Origin of the sequence: Kolteria novifilia (genome assembly GCA_007748055.1) — a bacterium.
Lineage (GTDB): Bacteria > Planctomycetota > Planctomycetia > Kolteriales > Kolteriaceae > Kolteria > Kolteria novifilia.
On sequence record CP036279.1, the window covers coordinates 3562067 to 3584291 of the forward strand.

Below are 22225 nucleotides of genomic sequence, written 5' to 3' on the forward strand. Positions count from 1 at the left end.
TCCCGGCAGGCCTACCTAAGTGTAGCATCTACGAAGATATCGGTCGAACAGATGCTTCCGCAAGAGGCATCATCGTTCTCATCTCCGCAACGAGAAAAAAAGATCCGGTGATGCAGATCATGGGTTCGTCGGGCAGGGGGGCGACGTCGAGATCGGAAGACGCTGGTTCCTGTGGCTCTTCGGTCGTGCCCGCCAACCGGAGCGCTTCCTCCCACGCCCTTGCTGGAGTCTCCGCGGTCAACACCGGGATACCGGCACGCGAGGCATCCTCCACCATCGTGCTCGGTTCGACGGCCCGTCCATGCGCCACGTACCGAGCCAGAATGGCGTGGCTGAAATGAGGCAATAGGATCGCCAGCATGGCTCGCCAGTCTTTGTCGACGGAACTCCCGAAAATGAGGACACGTGGGGGACTGGGACTGCTGGGGGGGATTTCCGGCCTGGAAGGAATCGCTGCGACCAGCGCCGATGCCGACGCTTCATTGTGAGCGACGTCGGTGATGACGAGCGGGTGACGCCGGATCGTCTCGATTCGCCCGGGAACCCGACAGAGCCTCAACCCCTGTTTCAGTTGTTCTGTAGGCAGCGTCCAACCCAACTCTTCGAGCGTATCGCAAGTCGCCGCCGCGAGGGCGATGTTGGCGCCTTGATGGCGTCCTGGAAGGGCGACGTCGAGCGGCGGCCAGCTTCGCCGCCAGGTGCTCACCTCGACGCGACCACCGGCAAGACCTTTCGAGTGGTACTGGTCGACGAAGTCGGGGCCGGCTTCGCGCAAGGGGGCGTGAAGGTGCCGGCAGACCTCGCGAATGACGCTGGCTGGTTCCTCCTTGACCACTCCGCTGACGACCGGGCGGCCCGTCTTGATGATTCCCGCCTTCTCACGAGCGATCGCGGCGAGCGTATTCCCCAAGCGATTGGTGTGGTCGAAACTGATGCTCGTGATCACCGAGACGACGGGGATCACGACATTGGTCGAGTCGAGACGCCCTCCCATACCGACTTCGACGACCGCCGCGTCGACTTGCTCTCTCGAGAAGTAGAGCATCGCGAGGGCGATCGTGATCTCGAAGAACGTCAATCCAGGCTGATCGGGAGCCAACTTGGCGTCGATCTCCTCGACGACGGACGCGATTTCCTCGACGAGGCGGGTAAATCGGTCGCCGGGGATCGGTTCTCCCGAGATGACCGCACGCTCCTCGACCCGCTCGAAGTGCGGGGAGGTATGCAACGCGACCTTCCGCCCGGTGCCCGTGAGCATCGAGGCGATCATCGTGCTGGTCGTCCCTTTTCCCTTGGTGCCGGCGACGTGAATGATGGGAAAGTCCGCGTGGGGCGAGCCGATCGCTTCGAGAAGCGTCACCATGCGGTCGAGCCGCAGCTCCGTCGACTCGGGCATCCCCCGTTTTTCATAGCTCACGCGGGAGTCGAGATAGGCTCGCGCCTCTTCGTAGTTCATGGAAGGGCGCTCTGTCGGGTCACCGTCGTATCTTCATGTCGCGCGGAGTCGTCGCTGAGTCGCAAAATGACCTGATCGATGAGCGAGGTGAGTTCGGTCGGCTCGCCGAGTGACTCGCGAAACGTCTCGGAGAACTCCTCGGCATCGTTCTCGATGCTCGCGGCGGGAACGACGCCCAACGTACGAACCCGGTAGTGTGGAGCCTTGGTCTCTCGGACCACCGCCGTCCCCATGCCCGATGTGTCCCCCATTTCGACGGGGAGATCGCCCTCGGCAATGCCACCTTGATTGGTGAAGAAGCGAAAGAGCTTTCCTCTTAAGGGCTCCACGCCACCCACGGCGAAGGTGAACCCTTCCTCCGGTGGCCGCCATCCGTTCGGGGGAGACCAGTCCTCGATCGAATCGGGCCAAAACCAGATCGCGTTGAAACTCCAAACGCGTCCCGCGGCCGATTCGGCATCGATCGCGTAGAGCCACGTCGGGAGGTTGCCGTCGCCACAGCGTTCGCGGATTCGGGCCAGGGCCCGCCATCCGAGACCTCGCGAATGGCCACCGTTGACGAGCAAGAGGTTAGGGGAGAGGTGACGCTGCATCACGTCGCAGGCTTCCACGCCGGGGGCGACCGAAGCCGACCACTCCAGACCCGAGGCAATCGAGCTTATGCTGTCGGTCCACGATCCCTCGTCGTCGACCAGGAGCAGATGGCGTTCATCGAGGTCGTCGTCGTCGGACTGTCGATGGAAGTTCGAGAGTTGGCGGTGCAGTTCGGAAAGTCCGGGAGGAGACTCGAGTAGTCGCAAGAGCGATTCGGTTCGGGCTCTCACCAGGCGGATGCGTTCTTGGCGTTCGGTCGCGGTGAGGGCTCCCTCGTGATGGGCCAGCAGGGCGAGACTTCCGTGGATCACCGCCAATGGTCGACGGACCGCCTCGGTGATGTCGGCCGTTTCATCGACACCGTGACCGGCCGGATCGATGGTACCGCGTTGTTGACTGTCCCAATTGACCGCCAAACGATCGAACGCCGTGAGCACCGATTCGGTGTCCTCGTTCCCGCGCCGAGCGCGGACGTCCGACTTGCCCTGCAGGAGCAGCTCGATCCCGCGCCGGACGCGTTCGAGCAGCGCCCGCTGGCGTAGACCCCACATCACCGCGGCCAAGGCGACTCCCGCCAGGACCACGTTCAGGATCGCGCCATCGATCGACATTGAGCTTTTCCCTTCCCCCGACAGACTCTCGCGAAGCAATTTTTATCCAACTTGACGACTGAATCCACGTTCCGCAATGGCGAAAGCGATGAGGGGGCGACTTCCCGGCCCCCGAGAGGGGGGATCAACTCGACTTGATGCTGGCGAATAGCGCTTCGATCAGCTATACGTGACTCGTCGAAGCTGCGTGAACCGTTCTAGGGTAAAGACATCAATTCCATGAGTGTCGCGGAAGAGATTGCACGGCTTCGCGCCGACATCGAACGCCACAACCGGCTCTATTACGATCAAGCCTCCCCCGAGATTTCCGACAAGGAGTTCGACGCTCTGTTGCGACGTCTGTCGCAATTGGAGCAGGAACACCCCGAATTGGCGACCCCCGATAGCCCCACGCAACGCGTTGGCGGCGGGTTGCTCGAGGGATTCGAAACCGTCGAGCATCGCGTCCCGATGCTATCGATGGAGAACACCTACAACGCCGACGAACTGCGTTCGTTTCACGAGCGCATCGTCCGGCGACTGGAGGGGGAATCGCCCGCCTACGTCGCCGAACCGAAGATCGATGGCGTGTCGATTTCCCTGCACTACGAGAAGGCTCGCTTCACGCTGGGGGTGACTCGCGGCGATGGGCGTCGAGGCGACGATGTCACCGCGAACCTCCGCACGCTCAAGAACCTTCCGCCGCGGCTGAAGGGGAACGTTCCGCCGGTACTCGAGGTTCGTGGGGAGATCTTCTTCGCGAAGAAGGACTTCGAGGAACTCAATCGGCTGCGTGAAAGAGCGGGGGAGCAGCTCTTCGCCAATCCGCGCAACACCGCCGCCGGGACGCTCAAGATGCTCGACTCCCGGATCGTCGCCCAGCGGCCCCTTCAAGTGCTGGTCTACGATGTCGGCTATACCGAGGGCTTCGAAGAGACCACCCATTGGGGCTCGCTCAAGCGATTGGCGTCGTACGGCCTTCCAACCAACGACGAGGCGAAGCGTTTCGAGGACTTCGACGCCTTGTTGGAACATTGTCTCGCGTGGGCGGAACGTCGCCGGGAGATGCCGTTCGAAGTCGACGGGATGGTGATCAAGGTCGATGACTACGAGCAACGTCGTCGGCTCGGGGCGCGCAGCAAGGCGCCCCGCTGGCAAGTCGCTTACAAGTACGCCGCCGAACAAGCCGTCACCAAACTCCACGAGATTAAGGTCTTCGTCGGGAAGACGGGCAAGCTGACACCGGTGGCCTATCTCGAACCGGTCTTGCTCGCGGGAACGACGGTCTCCCGCGCCAGTCTCCACAACGACGAGGAGATCAAGCGGAAGGATGTCCGGATCGGCGATCAAGTCGTCGTCGAGAAAGCCGGCGAGATCATTCCCCAGGTTGTCGCGGTGAAGACGGAACGGCGCGACGGTTCCGAACAGACCTTCACTTTTCCCACCATCTGTCCGGCTTGTGGTACCGAGGTCAAGCGGGACGAAGGGGGCGTCTACATTCGCTGCCCAAACCCGCGCTGCCCGGCGCAGTTCAAGAATGTGCTCGAGTTCTTCGCTCACCGCAACGCGATGGACATCGACGGGCTCGGTCCGGCGATCGTGGAACAACTCGTCGAAACCGAGAAGGTGAAATCGCTCCCCGATCTCTACCGGCTCACCGAGGAGGATCTGCTCGAACTGGAACGGATGGGTAAGAAGTCCGCGGCAAACCTGATCAAGGCGATCGCGGGAAGCAAGGAGCGTGGACTGCGCCGGGTGCTGATCGGGTTGGGGATTCACCACGTGGGCCAGAATGCCTCGGGGCTGCTCGCCGAGGAATACGGTTCGATCGACGCCCTTCTCGAAGCCGACGAGGAGAGCCTCGCGGCGATCGACGAGATCGGGCCCGTCATCGCCAAGAGCGTTCATCAATACTTTCACGAGGAACTCGGTCAGAAGATCGTGGCCGAATTGCGCGAGGTCGGGTTGAAGCTCACCGAGGATCGCCAAACGCCGGCCAGCGACGGCTCCGAGGCGATCCTGGACGGTAAGTCGATCGTGGTGACCGGCAAGCTCGAGCAGTTCACCCGCTCGGAGATCGAGGAGCGAATCAAGTCGCTCGGCGGCAAGCCCTCCTCGAGCGTCTCGAAGAAGACCGAGTTCGTCGTCGCCGGCGAGGATGCGGGCAGCAAACTCAAGAAAGCACAGTCGCTGGGAATCAAGATCCTATCCGAAGCCGAGTTCCTCGAGTTCGTCGAGCAAGCGCGGTCAGTGTAGCCCCGACGAGGGTTGCATCTTGTTTGAAGGGCGGGGGATGAATTGCGTCGGGTACCTATGGGAAATGGGTGACCCATCCCTTATCGTGTTCCATGGGGCGGAGTCTAGCGGATGTTGCCGATCAATCGACGCCGGTCCGCTAGCCAGAAACGTCCGCCGAGAATCACATGACTCCCGCGAGGCGCTGTCGCCCTCGCCATCATTCGTTGAGAGAAGACACAACCATGACCACGGCCCAGGGAGATGGACAGGTGGAGGACGTTTCCTCCTCCCCGCGAGTGATGCAGGGGATTCTCGTTCCCTGCGCGGTGACGTTCGCCAGCGGCTTCGGGACGATGGTTTACGAACTGATCGCCAGTCGGTTGGTCTCTGGTTACGTCGGGCAGTCCCTGGAGACGTGGACGGTGATTATCGGCGTGATCCTCGCCGGGATCAGCCTGGGAAGTTTCCTCGGCGGTTGGTTGGCCGATCGGGTCTCCACCAGGGTTTCCATCCCCGCGTTGTTTGGGATTGCGGCGCTCTTCTGCTTCGTGACCCCCTGGGTAGTCGACATCATCGGGTCACTGACGACTGGTTGGACCGGCTCGGCACTCGCGTGGCGGGTGCGGCTGATCGTCGTCGGAACCGTCTCCTTCTTCCTCCCCGGCGTGGCGCTGGGGACGATCGCTCCCACCGTGGCCAAATGGGCGCTCGATCACGAACTGGCGACTGGCGAGACGGTGGGGAAGGTCTACGCCGCCAACAACCTGGGAAGCATCCTCGGGACGCTGGTGGCTGGGTTCTATCTCATCGCGGTCTTCTCGGTTAGCACCATCATCGTCATCACCAGTGTCGGGCTCGCTCTGCTGGCGGCGATTGTGGTTCCGGTGCTGCGGTCCGACATGAGTGCCGGGGCGACCAAGCCGCAACCCACCATCGACGAAGAGGGCTCGTCATCCGGCTTGTTGGTGCCCGCGCTGTTGGTCTTCACGAGCGGTTTCGCGATCATGATGCTCGAATTCGTCGTCAGCCGTCTTGTTTCGCGTCATATCGGGCAGTCGCTCTACACCTGGACCAGCGTGATCGCGGTGGTTCTGGCGGGAATCAGCCTGGGGAACTACCTGGGAGGAAAGCTCGCCGATGCCTTCTCGGTGCGTGGGCTGATCGGGTCGCTCTTTCTCAATGCGTCGATCTTCTGTTTGGCGGTGCTGCCGGCGCAGCAGTTGTTGGGGAACACCTCGGGCGATTGGATGGGCGATCCGGACTGGCTAAGCGATCACCACCGCTGGGCGATGCGGGTCTTCGGGCTCGTTTTTCTCTGTTTCTTCTTCCCGACGATGGTGCTCGGGACGATCAGCCCCGCAGTGATCAAGTGGGCGCTGGAATCCCACTCCGATCGAGGGCGAACCGTCGGCGTGCTCTACGCGTGGAACTCCCTGGGCAGCATTTTCGGGACGTTCGTCACCGGATTTTTCCTGATCTCCTCGCTCTACATCAGCAAGCTGGTTTCGCTGTCGAGCCTCGTGCTGGCGTTGATCTCGCTGCCGTTTCTATTCGGTCATTCGACTCGCGTGATGAAGGCGATCGGGGGCGTGTGGAGTGCGGCGGCTCTCTTGGTCGCGGTGCTGGCTTGCGTTCCGGCCCGACAGTTTGACGATGTCGTCATCGCCGGCTGGCCTGGCCGTCAATCCGACAGCGAAAAGGTCGAAACCGTCGCGGGATTGCTCGCGCGGGAGGACGAGATCAACGAGTGGTCGATGCACCGCCGCGACGCGCTCTACTCGTACTACGACGAGTCGAACTACTACACGATTCGCGTCGACGAGCGGTTTCTCGACAGTAACCTGATGGACGATTTCGAAGTCGATCGCAACGGCGATGTCGTGCTCGGCGACGATGGCGAGCCGATGACACGCGAACGTCACTTGCGGCAACTCGTGCTCGACGCCCTCATTCACGGCTACGTCGACTTGGAAGACTTCAAATACCTCCACTACGAGTACGAGCACATCTACGCCAGCCTCTCCCATCGACTTCTGAAGAGACACCAGGAGGAAGGGCAAGAGCTGCGAGTCCTCTTCCTGGGTGGAGGCTCGTTCACCTTTCCACGCTACCTCAGCGAGTTTTATCCCGGGATTCCCTGCGATGTCGCGGAGATCGATCCGCGCGTCACCATGGCCGTGAAGGAAGGGCTTGGGATGAACGGGGCCAACGACAAAGACTTCCTGATCCTCACCGACGAGGATTTCATTTTGGGTGGTCCCGGGTCACTTCTCGATCCGGAGGCTTCCAATCCCGAACTCGCCGAAGAACCTTCCGACGACGAGAGCCTCGTCAACGCCCTCATGATGCCGGTGCTCAAGCAAGAGGATCGTATCCGCCGGCGAATCTACGGGGTTGGCGGCAGGGTGGCGCACTCCTTCGACGAACCGGTCGACTACGTGCTCGACTTGCGATCGGACCGGTTGATCGACACTCCCGAGGTCCAGGAGGCCCGAGAACGAAAGATCCCCGTCATCGACGAGCGTGGCCTCGAGAACCTCATCGCCCAGCCGTCGCACGAGAATATCCACACCCATCACGGCGATGCCCGCCAGTATGTCATGACCAACCCCAACGTGGGCAAGTACGACGTGATCTACGGCGACGCGTTCAACGATTTCAGCGTTCCGCCGCACCTGACGACGTACGAGTTCAATGAACAGCTCGCGCGGCTCCTCAAGCCGGATGGGATCTTCCTCGCCAACATCATCGATATCTGGCCGTCGAGTCGCTTCATGGGGGCTTATCGAAACACGTTGGCGAAGGTCTACAAGCACGTCTACCTCTTCAGCACCGGCTCCGGAAAGCCATCGAACGATCGGGCGACGTTCGTCCTGGCATGTTCGCAAGTTCCGCTGAAGGTCGATGACCTCGGCCAGCACCCCGAAGATCTCAGAGGACTCCGCGGGGCCGTGATGGAAGGGGAGTTGCTCGAACCGGTGATTCGCGGCGGGCTCGTCCCGTTGGGGACCACGAGTTTCGTGGCCGATGGGAAGGCGAACGCCTTCACGCTCCCGGAAGGAGTCAAGGACGTGAAGGTGACGGTCCATCAGTACTTCGAACCGCAAGACGTGGTCGTCAACGGCAATGCCTACATCGAGTACGACGAACCGCCGGCGAAAGGGACGACCGTCAAAGTTTCGATGCGACCCCGTCGCAAGGAGGAAGAGTACGACAGCTCCGGAGAGCAACCCCGCTTCACCATCCCGCTCTTTCGCTGGAACGCGTCACCCGAGCCCACGACAGTTGAGGGAGACTTTGTCGTCGAGATTCATCCGCCCCCCATCGAAGGGGATCTGGTGCTCCGCCCATCGCTACCGCTCAAGCGAGTCGGATTCACCGCCGACGGCCAACAGAAGCGATTCGAACTCCCAAGCTTCACCGTGACGGGAGAGGCGACCGGAGTCTTGGACCCCGGCGCGTACACTGTGGACGGGAACCAACTCGTCTTCGAGGAACCGCCACGGGCCGGCAGCCGGTTGGTCGTTCAAACCTATTCGGACCAAGAGATCATCCTGACGGACGACTACGCTCCAGTCGACAACCTGACGGTGGAAGTGACCGGTACACGCATCGACTAGGAGGCTGCTCCAACTTGAAGTTGGTGTTTGTGCAACCATAACCCTTTGCCGCTGGCTGACAAGCAGCCAGTGGCACCGTAAATCGTCGATGGACCATTGCACAAGTGTTCCAGCTAGGCCCAAGTGTCAGGCTCGAGGGTTTCCCTTTCCCTGTGGTCCCGAGGGGGCAGGGAAGAGGAGGGCATCTTCCCGAATCACCCTTCGTATTCCGAGCCCGAATCTCACCCGGCTCGCCTTGCCCGCCGACCTTTCTCCAAGGAGAGGTCAGGAACTCCAGAGGCTTAGAGCTAGACTCACCACGAGTGGTCTCTTTGGCAATACCTTGCCCGCAACAGCCTTGAGTGCTATGCCGCGCGATCCGGGGGACATACGCGAAAAGCTTGCGGTTCAGCACGCTCTCGCGCGAGAGGCGTACGAGCGCTCACCAAAAATCCCATCCGACCATGACCATGAAAATCGACTGAGCCTCAGTCTCATTGGCTCCAGTCCGCCTCTTGGGGTTAGTTCCCCATTCCTCGAGCGTTCAAGGCTCCGTCGCAACTTGTTCGTTGATTTTGGGTTACTTCGTAGTTCTTGGGTGAGTTTGTCGTTTCGTCCCTTGTGGGAGGACAATTATTGACATTGACACTCAGTCTCAATAGTATCGGTTACAGGAAGCTCGTCGGGTATCGTGATGCCTTTCGGGTGACCGCGATTGCCGCTAGCCAGGGACTTCCCAGCCAGCCACCCCTGTCGGCCCGACAGGGGGCGCAAATGAACCGCGAACGCCAATGCGTTCCCCTTGGCACCGGAGGAAGTACCTTGTTCACATCACTGGAAGAAATGTTGCGCCAGGCGGCGATCCATTTCCATGCCGACGATCCCACCGCCGGACTCTCGTTGATCAACGAGGCGATCGAGAGCTTTTCCTGGGATCCTCGTCCCTGGGAGGTCCGGGGAGGCATGCACCAACAGTTGGGCGAGATTGGACTCGCGATCAACGATCTCGAGTTCGCCAGTTCCCTCGGTCCGCTGTCCCCCTCGGCCCAGCTCGCTCTTGCCGACTGCTACCGTCGACGGGGTGAGAATCACCTCTGTGCCCGGATTGCCCGGCAACTGGCATGCGATCCGAACTGCACGACGAGGTTCCTTTCGCAGATTTCGTGTCTCCTTGGTTTGGTAGGCGACTTTTCCACCGCGTTGGCGGTTTGCGAACGCATCATCGAAGAGAGGCCGTGTGCCCATCCAGCATGGTTCGGCATCGGCTACTATCGCGCCCGGCTCGAATTCTCCCCGAAGCAGATTCTCCCGTTCGTCGCGCGGGCCCATGAGTTGAACAGCGCCCACGCGGTCTACAAGACGAACCTCGCCCTCTTGCGGATCGCTTCCGGCGACGAGCGAGAAGGGTGGGCGATCCTCGAGGAGATGGACTCCGTCGAACTGAGATGCCCGAGCCTGCTCCAAGCGGTTCAGGCGGAGTGCGCCAGAGTTGGCAACGCCACCGAGGCGATGCGATGGCGCGCTCAAGCGAACGAACTCGCCAACGGCGCCCATGGTACCGGAGCGCCCCAATGCCGCCGCCGGAACTGTTGCCTGGCTCTCCCCACTGCCTTTACGAGCGTCGAAGCAGGGGAGGGGGCGTCATGAGCAGTCGCCTCGAGTGGGTTCGGTCGATCGCGACGATCGGCCTCCTCCTTTTAAGCTTTTGGCTCGGGCATCTTTACTTCCTTTGAGCTATTGAGCTTCGCCGCAGGGAAGAAGTCCTGTTTCGCGTCCCTTGGCGAACGGTGGGCGGGCCAATTCGCCAAGCCGAGCGGTTCGATTGGCGGAGGTGGCTCACGCCAACTGTGCGAGTACCTCCTTGGTCGCTTCGACGGTCTGATCGATGTGTTCCTTCGTGTGGGCCGCCGACACGAAGAGGGCTTCGAACTGACTACACGGGAGATAAACGCCTCGCTCGAGCATCTTCCAGAAGAACTTGCCGTAGAGTTCGGTGTTCGAGCGGCAGGCCACGTCGTAGTCGTGGACCGCGTCGGGATTGAAAAAGAGCGTCAGCATGCTGCCGCAGCGCGCGACGGTGTGAACGATGCCGGCGTCGGTCGCCGCTTGGTCGAGTCCCTCCGCGAGTGCGGACGAGAGTTCTTCCAGCGTGGTGTAGGGGGGGGACTGTTCGAGTTGCCGAAGCGTGGCCAACCCGCTGGCCATCGCGAGCGGGTTCCCCGAGAGCGTGCCCGCCTGATAGACCGCGCCGACGGGGGCGACGCAGTCCATGATCTCCGCCCGCCCACCGAAGGCTCCCACCGGCAGGCCGCCGCCAATGACCTTCCCGAGGATCGAGAGATCGGGGGTGACGCCGAACAACTGCTGCGCACCGCCAAAACTGAGTCGAAAGCCCGTCATCACTTCGTCGAAGACGAGGAGGGCGCCGTCGGCCTGGGTGATCTCTCGCAGCCCCTCGAGAAAACCGGGTTTGGGACGAACCAGCCCCATGTTGCCAACGACCGGTTCGAGAAGGACCGCGGCGATTGCCCTGGGATGCTCCTTGAAAGCACGTTTGACGTCGTCAAGGTCGTTGTAGCGAACGACGATGGTATCGCTCGTGGTCGACTCAGGAACGCCGGGGCTCGAGGGGATTCCCAGGGTCGTGGCGGCGGAACCGGCTTGGACCAGCAGAGAGTCGACGTGGCCATGATAGCAGCCCGCGAACTTGATGATCTTGTTGCGGCTGGTGAAACCGCGGGCGACACGCACAGCACTGAGCGACGCTTCGGTGCCGCTGTTGGTCATCCGCACCTTTTCGACGCTGGGCACCGCGCTGACCACTAGCTCGGCGACTTCGGTCTCTCGAAGGGTAGGGGCGCCGAATGTCGTTCCCTCGTGCAGCGCCTTTTCAATATCGGCGACGACGGCGGGATGGCGATGTCCCAGGATGAGCGGGCCCCAGGAGCCGATGTAGTCGATGTATTGATTGCCCTCGATGTCGGTCAGCATCGGTCCTTCGCCGGAAGCCATGAGGATGGGATGGCCCCCGACACCACCGAAAGCCCGGGCGGGACTGTTGACGCCTCCAGGGATCGACTTGCATGCACGCTCGAATTCCTGTTCGCTCTTCTTCCACTGGGTCGGCACGATTGTTCCTCGCGTAATAAAGCCATTGAACGTTGGTGAGACGGCCTTCGAGCCTGGATCGGTTCCCGGCTCCTCCTTGCCGTGATGGTAAGGTCGCGCTGCGGAGGCGCGAACAGAAATCCAACTGGTCTGGCATCGACGATCCGCCGATGCTGGAGTCAATCGTGCTGGGCTTGCAGCCCGTTGATCTATTCGATGCCCGCTAAAATCAACGATCTGCGAGTGTCCTGATTGACAAGTTCGCTCGGTGAAGTCTTGGCCCGCGATCGTGAAGGACTTGCCGAACCCAAGGCGATTCCCGCATTCCCAGGACGAGCGTGGGAAGCGTTGGCATGGTACCCGAAGCTAGGCTCCGTCTCAAAACTCGGCTCCGGCTTCGACTCGCTGCATCGGCACGGGACTTTGTCGGGCTGCATCGACGAATCCAGCGGATTCGCCTGCTTCGCCCTCCTCGACCCGCACCGATTGGCTGAGTTTCGGGCCGACGACCTACTTTTGAAACGAAGCCTAGTCTTCGGCGATCATCTCGGTGAGGCTGTTGACCATCGCTTCGCAGAACTCCGGATCGTCAATGTGATGGTCCAGCTCGACGACGCGCGCGGCTCCCGAGGCATGGTCGCGGACCGCTTGGAACAGGGCGGCGTCGGCATCGGGATCCCAGAATGGCTCTCCTTCGGCGTCGAGGGAGGAGATTCCTCGGAGCGGGAGACAAATGAGGGTGGGGCCAGTCGAAGCCGACGCGCGTCGCGCCAGTTCCGCCCCCAACTCGGCACTCTCCTCGGCGCTGGAGCGGACTAGCACCCGCAGATCTTCGCGGACGTGCGAGGGTCGGTGACGAAAGCTGTCGGTGATCACGGCGTCGCTGGCGAAGCAAGTACTGTCCAATCCTCCCACCGAGATGACTTGGGGGATGCCTCGGCGACCGGCCGCGGTCAAGCGGTCGGGCCCGACGATCTCCGGCTCCATCGGCTGGGTGGAGAGACCCGCGGTCGTGATGTCGAGGACGCCGATGACTTGGCCCTCGTTGATGACCGACTCCATGGTCCGTCCCCCTGGACCGGTCACGTGAAAGATGACTGATTCGTAGCCCTTGCCCTCGAGAAAGATGCGACTTTGGTGGACCGCCTTTTCGGTCGTCACCGTGGTGGAGAGAGCAACGAGTGGCTTGAGCGCGCTTTCCGACGGCGAGGAGTCTTGCCCGTCTCCGCAGACCATGCCGCTCATCGCGAGCGAGACGTTATCGAGCAGGCCGCGGCTGATGCGATCGTCGCTCGCTAAATCAAGCACGGAGTCGAGAATCAAAATGTCTCGGGAACCGGCCATCGTCCCCACGCTTCCGTCGGAGGGGGTCGTGACGACGAGTTTGGGGATGCCGAATGGGAGTTGGTGCATCGCCTTGATCGCGATCGGCGCGAAGATCCGGTCTCCCACCGCGAAGACTCCGTCGGCCTTGCCTTCGAGGTAGTAGTCGAGAATCAGCGAGGAAAGGGCCGAAGCGATCAAGCCACCGGCCTCGTCGGCGGACATCGCTCGCAGTGTTTCCACCGTTTGTTCGGCGGCTTCGAACACCACTTCGCGTGGAATGTCGGCGTGGTGAGTCGGGTCGCCTCGGAATCCCACGTCCGCGACGAGCGAATCGACGCCTTGTTCGGCCATCCGGTTCCGAACGTACTCGACGATCGCGGCGGACTGGTCCAAGCTCGCGACAAGGATCACAGGCATTACTGTCCCTTACTTCACCGGTTCAAGAGAGTCCCTCGGGCAAGGAACACGGGGCCTATCCTATGGTGCGTCCGCCCGAATCGTACAATAGGCGCGTCGGGGCGCGGGGGCCAGCGGAGACGTTGCCCGCCTCGTGATCGTCGGATCGGATGATCGGACGGACCCTCGGCGACGACCGACGTCGTCTGAAGAGATCGGCACCGGAACAACGATGATTTACCTCGATCACGCGGCGACTAGCTTTCCCAAACCCGAGGCGGTTCACGACGCGATGCAACAGTTCGCACGCACGATGATGGGAAACCCCGGCCGGGGAGGGCATTCGCTCGCGGTCGCTTCGGAGGACGCGATCGCTCGGACGCGCCGTCAGTTGAGGGAGTTCTTCAATGCCGACGATGCGAACCGGTTCGTGTTCACCCTCAATGCCACCGACTCGATGAACATGGCGATCAAAGGCCTGCTTCGGACGGGCGATCATGTCGTCACCGGCGTGCTCGAGCACAACAGCGTTCGGCGCCCCTTGCGGGGACTCGTGGACCGGTGCGGCGTTCGTGTCACGACGGTCGGTTGTGGTGAAGAAGGGACCTACAGCCTGGAAGAACTCAAGGAGGCGATCGAGACCAACACCCGTCTCGTCGCCCTGACCCACGCGTCGAATGTTCTCGGGACCGTGCAACCGATCGAGGAGATCGGTGCCATCTGCCGCGAGCACGGAGTGCTCTTCATGGTTGACGCGGCCCAGACGGCCGGGGCATGGCCGATCGACTTGCGGGAGTTGCCCGTCGATCTCCTTGCCTGTTCGGGGCACAAGGCGTTGCTTGGTCCTCCAGGGGTTGGCGTGCTCTACGTGGGTGCTCGCTGTGGATTGGAGCCTTGGAGGGAAGGGGGGACCGGTGGGAGGTCGCTCGATCCCTTGCAACCGACCGAGCTGCCGGCGGCTCTCGAAGCGGGGACGCCGAACGTTCTTGGCATCGTCGGGCTATCCGCCGCGCTGGACCACTTGCGTTCGGTTGGCGCGGAGGAGATCCAGCGTCGCGAGCGCGAACACCGGCGGCAACTGCGTGGTTCCCTCAAGGCTCTGCCCGGAGTCCAGGTCTACCCAGAGGAGGACTCTGACGGATTGGCGGTGGTGGCGTTTCGGGCGGATTGGCTGCCGGTCGCGGAGTTGGCGGCGTTGCTCGACAGCGCGTTCGGGATCGCGGTCCGCGCTGGGCTTCACTGCGCTCCTGGGGTGCACAAGCGGTTCGACACGCTGCCCGACGGCCTGGTTCGGGTCAGCGCGGGTGCGCTCACGCGAGAGTCGGACCTCGAATCGTTCGCCGAGTCGATGTCGCAATTGGCCGGTGAGTTTTGTTGATTGGTTGTCGTCGGCCAGGGAGTGCTCAACGTTATCCAACGAGATTCGACGTTCTCGAAGGAGGCAGGGCAGAGGACCCGCGAGAAGCGAGTCGAGGGACGAATGATCAGGGTTGATTCTCGGGTCTCAAACGCGGACGATCGTTGGAATCATTTCGTATTCGAGAAGCGGCTCTGCGCGGAAGTCGGGGGGCGGCACCACGCTATGGAGCAGCAGAAGGTTCCCCATGACCGGTAATCGCCGAGGATTCGGCAATCTCGCGACGCTGTTCGTCATCGGCGCCGTGTCGCTGGCACTGATCGTGATCGGCCTGGCTTGGTGGGGGCTTTACGAAACCCCCGAGAACGAGCGTCGGCGCATCGGAACGATCCAGCTTCGTTTCCTGCGTCAGGCTCGCGATCGCATTGAGGACAGTCTACGCCAGTACGAGGAGGTCGCGATCGAGCTGGCGAGTCTGCCCGAAGTCAGAACCCTCGCCACCGACCGGAAGCAATTCGAAGGAAAGGTCTACGAGGCGACCCAACCCCTCGAACTCGGTCAGTTCCACATTCGCGGTTACGATGCCAGCGGCGAACAGGTCTGGGAACACTCGAGCTTGGCCAGGCGGTTTCCGCCAGCTCCTGTGGAGGTGATCGAGTCGGCCCTGAAGTGGTCGGCCGACCCCCAACATCGCCGCAGCGCTCTTCGGAGCATCGCGGAGCCGGTAGTTTCCTCGGACAGCGTCGGCTCCGCGGTCGTGCGGATTTGCGCGCCGGTTTGGTCGGAGGACAATGGTGGTACCGCCTCGGGAATGATTTGTCTGGCGTTTCCCGTGTCTCGGCTCTTCGACCTCTTTCTCGATCCGACACGGTTGCTCCCGGAGAGTCACGCCTTCGTTCTTCAGTGGGAGGTGGGCCAATCGTCGAAGGAGGCGCTCCCGGCGATCGTCTGGAACACCTATGAGCCGAACTGGGTCGGGAGCAGGGGACGCGATGCCAATTCCTACCTGAAGTCGCTCCGCGATACAACCGAGGTACTCAGCGAGTATGGCGAAGGCGACGAAACCGTCAATCTCCCGGGACGCGACGGACGTCATCGCGAGCAAGTCCTCGCGTACGTCCCCATCGTCTTCGGAACTCAGCGATGGATCCTCGGTCTGAGCACGCCCGGATCGGTGGCGACCGAGAACCTCAACGCCCAGCGTCTGGTGATCGTCTCGCTCGCGCTCGTGGCCCTGGGAGCCATTCTCGGAGGAGGGATGCTGCTCTCTTGGCAGCGAGAACGGCTCGAGACGGTCTACGGCGAAGAACAGTCCCGACAGCTACGGGAAGTACAGTTGCACTACCGGGAGCTCTTCGCGGAGAACCCGACGGCGATGCTCGTCATCGACGTCACGGGAATGCTCGTTGATTGCAACTACAGCGCGGAGCGGCTGCTCGGTCGCTCGCGGCAAGAGGCGGTCGGCAAGGAACTCCAAGAGTTCTTCGAACCTGGTTCCATCGCTCCCGTTTGGGACTCGCTACAGCAGAAGGGGAACCTCCACTCGCGCGACACGCATCTCGTCCGTGCCGGCGATCGATCGACCGCGCTCGCGGAGATCTGGGGACGAAAGATCGGCGAGCACTGGATCCTGATGGCCAACGACGTCGAGCAGCGGCGCGATCTGGAACGCCAGGTGGCGCGGCTACGGCGCATGGACTCGGTCGGAGCACTTACCTCGACGATCGCGCACGACTTCAATAATCTTCTCGGCCAGGTTCAGATTCTCGTCTCGAACGTTCGTATGGATGTGCCCGCCGACTCGGAGATGAACAGGGATCTGGCCGCGATCGAGGAGAAGGTGGACGACGCGTCGCGACTTGTCGGCAACCTGATGGCGTTCCGGGACGATGTCGTTTCCGATGTCCCGATCGCGCTGACGCCGCTGCTCAACGAGTTCGTCGGTAGCCAACGCAAGGTGCTCAGCGAGAAGATCAACCTGGACGTCGACCTGCGTCCGGAGTTGCCGACCGTCTGGATCACGCCTCACTCTCTGCGGCGCGTGCTCGACAACCTCTTCGTCAACGCCAACGACGCGATGCCCTACGGAGGGACGCTGACGTTTCGGGCGTACCCGCGCCATCTCGAAGCCAACTCGGTCAATGAGCAGCTCGTTTCGGGTGACTACCTCATGGTGGAAGTGGCCGACACTGGCAGCGGTATGCCGCCGGAGATTCTCGAGACGATCTTCGAACCTTTCTTCACGACAAAGAAGGACGGGAAGGGGACTGGGCTCGGCCTATGGACGGTCTATCGCATCATCCGACGCGCGGGCGGTTGGGTCGAGGTCCACAGTTGGCCGGGACGCGGGACGCGATTCACGCTCTACTTGCCGAACCAACCAGCCGAACGCGAGGACCCCAATCCGGGGCCGCCGAACAAACGCCTCTCCTCGGCGACCACGGTGCCGACCGACGAGACCTCCGTCAACCACGACGCCGAGTGAGCGGATCGAGATCGACACTCGTCCACGGCTTGGAGTTCACCGAGAGAGAATCTCTCGCCACTCATCGCTTCTCGTCGACGCGCCGTAGATCGCCCAGTAGATCGGAGAGGACGACCGCCGGTTTGCCGTCAGCGTCGATCACGAACGTCGCGAACGATGGCATCGCGATCACGTGCGGGGGCTGGTGAATCGAGAAGACGTTGTAGTTGGCGTGAGTCAGCTTGCCGCCGTACTCCGCGGGCCCAGCCTTCCAATGGAGCTGCCCGTCATCGAGGTAGAATTCGACGGTGCCGTAGAGATCATTCTCGTAGGTGCCGGCGAAGGCTTCGAGTGGCAGAGTAGGGGGGGCCAGAACCTCCCCGGCCCGCTTTGGGCGATTCGCCAGCATCTTGTGGATTCCCTCCTCACGCTCCTTGATCTCCTTGAGCATCGCTTCCGAGGGTTGATCCAAGAGCCGCGCGAGCGCCTCGGCGCGAATCGCTTCCGGCAGGGCGGTCAAGCTGAGATTGGCGAGGATCACGATCCCGAAGTTCTTGCTTGGAACTAGCGTGGCGATCGTTCGCATGCCCGGTTGCGCTCCTCCCTTCTCGATGATCTCCTCGCCTGCGTAGTGAAAGTTGTTCCATCCGAGTCCGTAGCTGAACCCGCTATGCGGATCGCAGGGGGGAAGCTCCGTGAAAGTCACCTCGGAAACCATCGAGGGCTCGAACATCTGCTCGATGACCTCTTCGGAGAGGAGCCGCTTGCCCTCGAACGTCCCCTTGTTGAGGAGCATCCGTAGGAAGTGGGTCTGGTCGGAGACCGTCGAGGTGATCGAGCCGGCGGGGCCCATGCCGTCGTGGTTGGGCCAGGCGATCACGTTGGCCCCTCCACCCTCAGCGGAGACGTGCCCGGAGGCGTAGTTGTCGGTCTTCTCGTGGTCATTGTGGGAAAGTCCCGAGTGCGTCATTCCCAATGGCGTGAGAATCCGCTCCCTCATGAGGTCTTCCCAACTCTTGCCGCCGACGCGGGCCGCGGTCATTCCGGCGATCATGTACCCGGGATTCGAGTAGCCCGCTTCCTCCCGGAACGTGTATTCAGGCTTGAGGTAACGTAAGCGTCGGAGGATCTCCGGACGGTCGTAGCCGAGAGCCTCAAGGAGATTGCCGCCATGAGGAGGAAGGCCGCTTCGATGGGCGAGAAAGTCGCGTGTCGTCACGACGCGAGTGGGGTAGGGGTCGTAAAGCACAACTTCCGGTAGGTAGGTGATGACCGGCTCGTCCCAGCCAATGGAACCCTCGTCGACGAAGGTGGCGAGAAGGGCGGCGGTATACGACTTCGTGAGTGAGGCCAACATAAAGAGCGTGTTCTCGTTCACCGTTTCGGGCTTTCCGTAGGCACGGACGCCGTAGCCCTTGCTGACCAGGACTTTGTCGTCTTGAACGATGGCGACCGCCGCTCCCGGCACGCCGTAGCGTTCCAATTGGTTGACGACGAACTCGTCGAAGCCGTCCCAAGGCTCGGCCGCGCCGGCGGAAGTGCTCGCTGCGCTGATGGTCAACATCGCGGTAAGCAAGACGGTGGGCAAACGGTTCATGATGAGTCCCTTCAGGGGCACGAAGCCGGTACCGGCCGGGGAGAAAACCGAGTCGGCGACGAGAGTCGGAAGTGGTTGTCCCTACGCGAGACGCTACCTTATCATCCTTGACGAGGAGGGACAATGTCGGCGTGAGAGCGAGCCTGAGTCGGTTGGGGCAAAAGCGAAGCGGACGGGACGACGCATCGCGCCTCCGTACAATACCTTGCCAAACCGGTTCGATTTGCGAGACTATGAGCGACGTCACCTAGGGATAGGGCACGATGCCCGAAGATTGCCGAGAGCTCGATGGAGAAGATCTTTCAGCTTCCGTTTGAGAAGCCCATCTACGACTTGGAAGCCCAACTCGCCGACCTCGAAGCGAAGTCGGTGTCGCAGTTCGGCGTTTCCGACGAAGTTCGCCGCATGCGGCGCGAACTCGACAACATGAAACGCAAGATCTACGGCAATCTCACGGCGTGGCAGACGATCACCGTCGCCCGTCATCCCAACCGCCCGCAGACCTCCGACTACATCGAACTCGTCTGCGATGAGTTCGTCGAGCTGCATGGCGACAAAGCCTTCGGCGATGACCGCGCCATCGTCACCGGCTTCGCCAAGATCGGCGACTACAAGGTGATGCTCGTCGGCCACCAGAAGGGCAAGACCCTCAAGGAACGCAACGAGCGGCTCTTCGGCTGTGCTCATCCGGAGGGCTATCGCAAGGCGATCGCGAAGATGCAGCTCGCCGCGAAGTATCGCGTCCCGATCATCTGCCTGATCGATACGCCGGGAGCCTATCCGGGAATCGGAGCCGAGGAACGCGGCCAGTCGCAAATGATTGCGAACAACCTGCTCGAGATGTCGTTGCTGGAGACGCCGATCGTCTGCTGCGTCATCGGCGAAGGTGGCTCCGGCGGTGCGCTCGGCATCGGTGTCGGCGATCGGATCTGCATGTTGCAGTTCGCGTACTATTCCGTCATCAGCCCCGAAGGTTGTAGCGGTATCCTCTGGAAGGACGGCGACGGCAGCAAGGAAAAGGCCGCCGAGGCGCTCAAGCTCACCAGCAACCATCTCTCGCGACTCGGTATCGTCGACAATGTCGTCGAAGAGCCACTGGGCGGAGCCCATCGTGACCACCGCTCGACGGCCGCGAATCTCAAGGCTCAGCTCCTGCGCTACTTGCGAGAGTTGGCCTCTCAGTCCGGCGAACAGCTTGTTCAAAACCGCTACGAGAAGTTCCGCTCGATGGGGGTCTTCGAGGAAGGCGATCCCGCCGACGTTCTCGCCAACGCCTCGGCGTAGTTTTTATTAGTGGTCGAGATCTTCGTAGAACGCTCGGACGGGAGACGTGTAGCCGGGCAACACTCGGCTACGCACGAGGGTCTCGCTCGACTTGAACATCTCGAAGTCCTCAATGGATCGTTAAAGCGTCACCGTTCGCGAGAAGGGATTGACGAGCCACACCTCGCGAGTCCCGTGCTCGAGCCAACAGCGGGTCTTCTCGTCGATCGCCTTGCTACGATCGTCGGGTGAGATGAATTCCACCGCCAAGTCGGGCGGGCCAGGGAAGAACAATCCGTATTGACCGGCGGCGGCAAGTCGCACCTTGGTCACGAACGCGACATCGGGAGCCCGCACCGTGTCTGGATTTCTCGACAGATAGAAGCCGGGCTCGCCGGTGACGACATGACCGGGTCGCACTTCACGATTGTGGGCATCGACCGATCGGTAGATCGCCCCAACGACCAGCCCATGATTGAAGCCAGCCGGTGTCATGAGGCGAATCTCTCCATCGACGAGTTCCCATCGTTCGTCACCGTAGCGGCTGACGGCTTCCTCCGCGGTGATCGGTCGTGTCTCGGTGCTCATGGTCGTCTCGTCGGTTCGGAAGAACCTACGTCTGTTGTTGCTGGCCGGGTTTGGCGAAGATGTTCGCGATCGAGCAAGTGAACCCTGGGAGCAATTCGCCGCCATCAAGTGACGCGTTGGGATCGAGTCGAACGACGGACTCGTCGCCTCGATGGATGCTCACTGTTCGCGACTCCGGGTCAACCACCCAGGCGACCTCGGTCCCGGCGTCGAGGAACTCGCGGATCTTTCGCTCGACCTCGGCAGGCTTGTCGTGAGGGGAGAGGACTTCGATCGCCAAATCGGGAGCGCCCTCGAAGAACCCGCTCTGCTGATCAGTAAGTCGTTCGACACGAAGGACCGCCAAGTCGGGAGCCCGGACCGTGTCAGGGTTTCGCCGAAGGACGAAGCCGAGTTCCGGTCCCACGATCACGGGGAGCCGCCGTCCATTGATGTGGTTCCAAATCATTCCGTTGAGGGCGCCCACGATCAAACTTTGCGTGATGCCAACGGGTGTCATGGCAGTTGGCTCTCCGGCGACGAGTTCGGTGCGCTCTCCGGCATGCTCGGCGAAGAGTTGTTCGGCGGTGATCGGTCGCGTTTCGGTGCTCATCGTCGTCTCCTCGTCTGGAGTCTCGCCGCGCTCATTGTACCAGCAAGGCAGGGAATCGAGAGTCGAGTCAATCCGAGACGAGACGGAAGACGGAGCCAGAATCGTCCAAGATCCCCAACGTCCGATAATGTGCGTTATGTTGCGTTCTTGTGGGAAATCGCTGGGATGAGAGAAAGGTGCTGATCAGGGAGCGGGCTTGCCTGAGCATTCACCGGGCTTGCTCAAGAGATGTCGCCGCGGCCGTTCAGAGAACGCGGCAAACTCCGGCGCGCGGATCTCCTGCAGTCTTGCGAAGCCCGACTCCGAGATGATCGCGTCCTCTCTCAATTGTCGATACGCATGGATATCCATCAGGTCGGTCGTCCACTGTTTTAGGACAGCGTCCTCGACGACGGGCCACCAAAGATCGCTGACCTCAATCCGCCACTCGTTCTGTTCGTGGGGCGCGACTCGAAGTCTTGGTGTGGCCGCCGCGTTGATCGCAAAGTGGCAGCCATCTCCGAAGCCGGGGCATTCGCGACGATCGAAGCGGACTTCCGAGAGGTAGTACTCCCCTGCCTCCAGGCGTCGTGGATTCCTTTGACTGACAGAATCGTGACCAGTGGGACGTGACGTATTTACGAAGACTCGTCAGCGAAGAAGATAGTCGATTTGCCGACTGTCGAGTGCGGTGATAAGGCTTTCGCGCGTGCGGCGCTTGGCGTCAGGCGTACGAACGATGATCACACGCGCTTGACGGTCGAGCGCCTTTTGGGCGATCTGCGACGCGGGAGTCGGCTGGCCATCGACAAGGAGGTCGTCGCCGTCGATCTTCACCGTGATGGTGGGATCGAGCTCGCTCGCGCTCGTCAACGTCACGGTCGGCGTCGGGAGGACCGGTCGCGGGGTGACCGTGGGGAGGGCCGGAGCGACGGCGTTTGCCGGTGTCGCCTCGGTGGCGGTCCCGGGCCCGAGACCGGGAAGGCGCCATCCAAAGAGGACGCCCGCGAGAAAACACATCGCGACCGCAATTCCCATGTTTCTGCGAAGAAATCTCATCGTTAGGCCTCGGCGTCAG

At 61.8% G+C, this 22225-nt stretch carries 14 protein-coding genes; 6 read left to right on the forward strand and 8 right to left on the reverse strand.

Annotation, left to right across the window (positions count from 1 at the left end; genetic code table 11):
- Positions 1-28: 28 nt before the first annotated feature.
- Together Pan216_RS12995 and Pan216_RS13000 are read right to left on the reverse strand one after the other, a co-directional pair.
- Positions 29-1456 carry a bifunctional folylpolyglutamate synthase/dihydrofolate synthase gene (locus Pan216_RS12995; protein ID WP_145258405.1) on the reverse strand — a complete coding sequence of 476 codons (1428 nt, stop codon included), beginning with the start codon at positions 1454-1456 and terminating at the stop codon, positions 29-31.
- A complete protein-coding gene (locus Pan216_RS13000; RefSeq protein ID WP_145258406.1) occupies positions 1453-2661 on the reverse strand; it encodes a HAMP domain-containing histidine kinase in 1209 nt (402 codons plus the stop codon). Before Pan216_RS13000 ends, Pan216_RS12995 begins: the two co-directional genes overlap by 4 nt.
- Positions 2662-2880: 219 nt before the next feature.
- Here Pan216_RS13000 and ligA point away from each other — a divergent pair, with 219 nt between their 5' ends.
- The 3 genes from ligA (at position 2881) to Pan216_RS13015 (ending at position 10124) form a co-directional block, all read left to right on the forward strand.
- A complete protein-coding gene (ligA, locus tag Pan216_RS13005; protein ID WP_145258407.1) occupies positions 2881-4896 on the forward strand; it encodes an NAD-dependent DNA ligase LigA in 2016 nt (671 codons plus the stop codon).
- A 224-nt stretch (positions 4897-5120) separates the two neighbouring features.
- On the forward strand, positions 5121-8498 hold the full coding sequence (locus Pan216_RS13010) for a fused MFS/spermidine synthase (protein ID WP_145258408.1): 3378 nt from the start codon (positions 5121-5123) through the stop codon (positions 8496-8498).
- Positions 8499-9299: 801 nt separating this feature from the next.
- Entirely contained in the window at positions 9300-10124 is an 825-nt protein-coding gene (locus tag Pan216_RS13015) for a tetratricopeptide repeat protein (RefSeq protein ID WP_145258409.1), read from the forward strand.
- 189 nt (positions 10125-10313) lie between these two features.
- Here the strand turns inward: Pan216_RS13015 and hemL are convergent, their stop codons facing one another.
- Together hemL and Pan216_RS13025 are read right to left on the reverse strand one after the other, a co-directional pair.
- Positions 10314-11609 carry a glutamate-1-semialdehyde 2,1-aminomutase gene (gene hemL / locus Pan216_RS13020; RefSeq protein WP_145263930.1) on the reverse strand — a complete coding sequence of 432 codons (1296 nt, stop codon included), beginning with the start codon at positions 11607-11609 and terminating at the stop codon, positions 10314-10316.
- Between the two features lie 504 nt (positions 11610-12113).
- Positions 12114-13328 (reverse strand): Tm-1-like ATP-binding domain-containing protein, encoded by a 1215-nt coding sequence (locus tag Pan216_RS13025; RefSeq protein WP_145258410.1) that lies wholly within the window; start codon positions 13326-13328, stop codon positions 12114-12116.
- 211 nt (positions 13329-13539) lie between these two features.
- Here Pan216_RS13025 and Pan216_RS13030 point away from each other — a divergent pair, with 211 nt between their 5' ends.
- Together Pan216_RS13030 and Pan216_RS13035 are read left to right on the forward strand one after the other, a co-directional pair.
- Positions 13540-14685 carry an aminotransferase class V-fold PLP-dependent enzyme gene (locus Pan216_RS13030; RefSeq protein WP_145258411.1) on the forward strand — a complete coding sequence of 382 codons (1146 nt, stop codon included), beginning with the start codon at positions 13540-13542 and terminating at the stop codon, positions 14683-14685.
- A gap of 226 nt (positions 14686-14911) precedes the next feature.
- The gene (locus Pan216_RS13035; RefSeq protein WP_145258412.1) at positions 14912-17149 is read left to right on the forward strand and encodes a sensor histidine kinase; all 2238 of its coding nucleotides are present in this window, start codon (positions 14912-14914) and stop codon (positions 17147-17149) included.
- A gap of 61 nt (positions 17150-17210) precedes the next feature.
- Here Pan216_RS13035 and Pan216_RS13040 read toward each other — a convergent pair whose 3' ends face one another.
- On the reverse strand, positions 17211-18725 hold the full coding sequence (locus Pan216_RS13040; protein ID WP_145258413.1) for a serine hydrolase: 1515 nt from the start codon (positions 18723-18725) through the stop codon (positions 17211-17213).
- Positions 18726-19013: 288 nt separating this feature from the next.
- On the opposite strand from Pan216_RS13040, the gene Pan216_RS13045 reads away from it, so the two are divergent.
- Positions 19014-20009, forward strand: a complete 996-nt coding sequence (locus Pan216_RS13045) for an acetyl-CoA carboxylase carboxyltransferase subunit alpha (RefSeq protein ID WP_145258414.1) — start codon at positions 19014-19016, stop codon at positions 20007-20009.
- A gap of 120 nt (positions 20010-20129) precedes the next feature.
- On the opposite strand, the gene Pan216_RS13050 is transcribed toward Pan216_RS13045, so the two are convergent.
- The 3 genes from Pan216_RS13050 to Pan216_RS13060 all read right to left on the reverse strand — a co-directional run bounded on the left by Pan216_RS13050 (position 20130) and on the right by Pan216_RS13060 (position 22206).
- Entirely contained in the window at positions 20130-20576 is a 447-nt protein-coding gene (locus Pan216_RS13050) for a Uma2 family endonuclease (RefSeq protein WP_419193609.1), read from the reverse strand.
- Between the two features lie 25 nt (positions 20577-20601).
- Entirely contained in the window at positions 20602-21168 is a 567-nt protein-coding gene (locus tag Pan216_RS13055; protein ID WP_145258416.1) for a Uma2 family endonuclease, read from the reverse strand.
- A gap of 630 nt (positions 21169-21798) precedes the next feature.
- Complete coding sequence (locus Pan216_RS13060) at positions 21799-22206, reverse strand: hypothetical protein (RefSeq protein ID WP_145258417.1); 408 nt, start codon at positions 22204-22206, stop codon at positions 21799-21801.
- Between the last annotated feature and the right edge of the window lie 19 nt (positions 22207-22225).

Excerpts from the sequence above, each read along its gene's own strand:
- Pan216_RS12995 (WP_145258405.1), bottom strand. The coding sequence starts at position 1,456 with ATGAACTACGAAGAGGCGCGAGCCTATCTCGACTCCCGCGTGAGCTAT.
- Pan216_RS13000 (WP_145258406.1), bottom strand. The coding sequence starts at position 2,661 with ATGTCGATCGATGGCGCGATCCTGAACGTGGTCCTGGCGGGAGTCGCC.
- ligA (WP_145258407.1), top strand. The coding sequence starts at position 2,881 with ATGAGTGTCGCGGAAGAGATTGCACGGCTTCGCGCCGACATCGAACGC.
- Pan216_RS13010 (WP_145258408.1), top strand. The coding sequence starts at position 5,121 with ATGACCACGGCCCAGGGAGATGGACAGGTGGAGGACGTTTCCTCCTCC.
- Pan216_RS13025 (WP_145258410.1), bottom strand. The coding sequence starts at position 13,328 with ATGCCTGTGATCCTTGTCGCGAGCTTGGACCAGTCCGCCGCGATCGTC.
- Pan216_RS13030 (WP_145258411.1), top strand. The coding sequence starts at position 13,540 with ATGATTTACCTCGATCACGCGGCGACTAGCTTTCCCAAACCCGAGGCG.
- Pan216_RS13035 (WP_145258412.1), top strand. The coding sequence starts at position 14,912 with ATGACCGGTAATCGCCGAGGATTCGGCAATCTCGCGACGCTGTTCGTC.
- Pan216_RS13040 (WP_145258413.1), bottom strand. The coding sequence starts at position 18,725 with ATGAACCGTTTGCCCACCGTCTTGCTTACCGCGATGTTGACCATCAGC.
- Pan216_RS13045 (WP_145258414.1), top strand. The coding sequence starts at position 19,014 with ATGGAGAAGATCTTTCAGCTTCCGTTTGAGAAGCCCATCTACGACTTG.
- Pan216_RS13050 (WP_419193609.1), bottom strand. The coding sequence starts at position 20,576 with ATGAGCACCGAGACACGACCGATCACCGCGGAGGAAGCCGTCAGCCGC.
- Pan216_RS13055 (WP_145258416.1), bottom strand. The coding sequence starts at position 21,168 with ATGAGCACCGAAACGCGACCGATCACCGCCGAACAACTCTTCGCCGAG.
- Pan216_RS13060 (WP_145258417.1), bottom strand. The coding sequence starts at position 22,206 with ATGAGATTTCTTCGCAGAAACATGGGAATTGCGGTCGCGATGTGTTTT.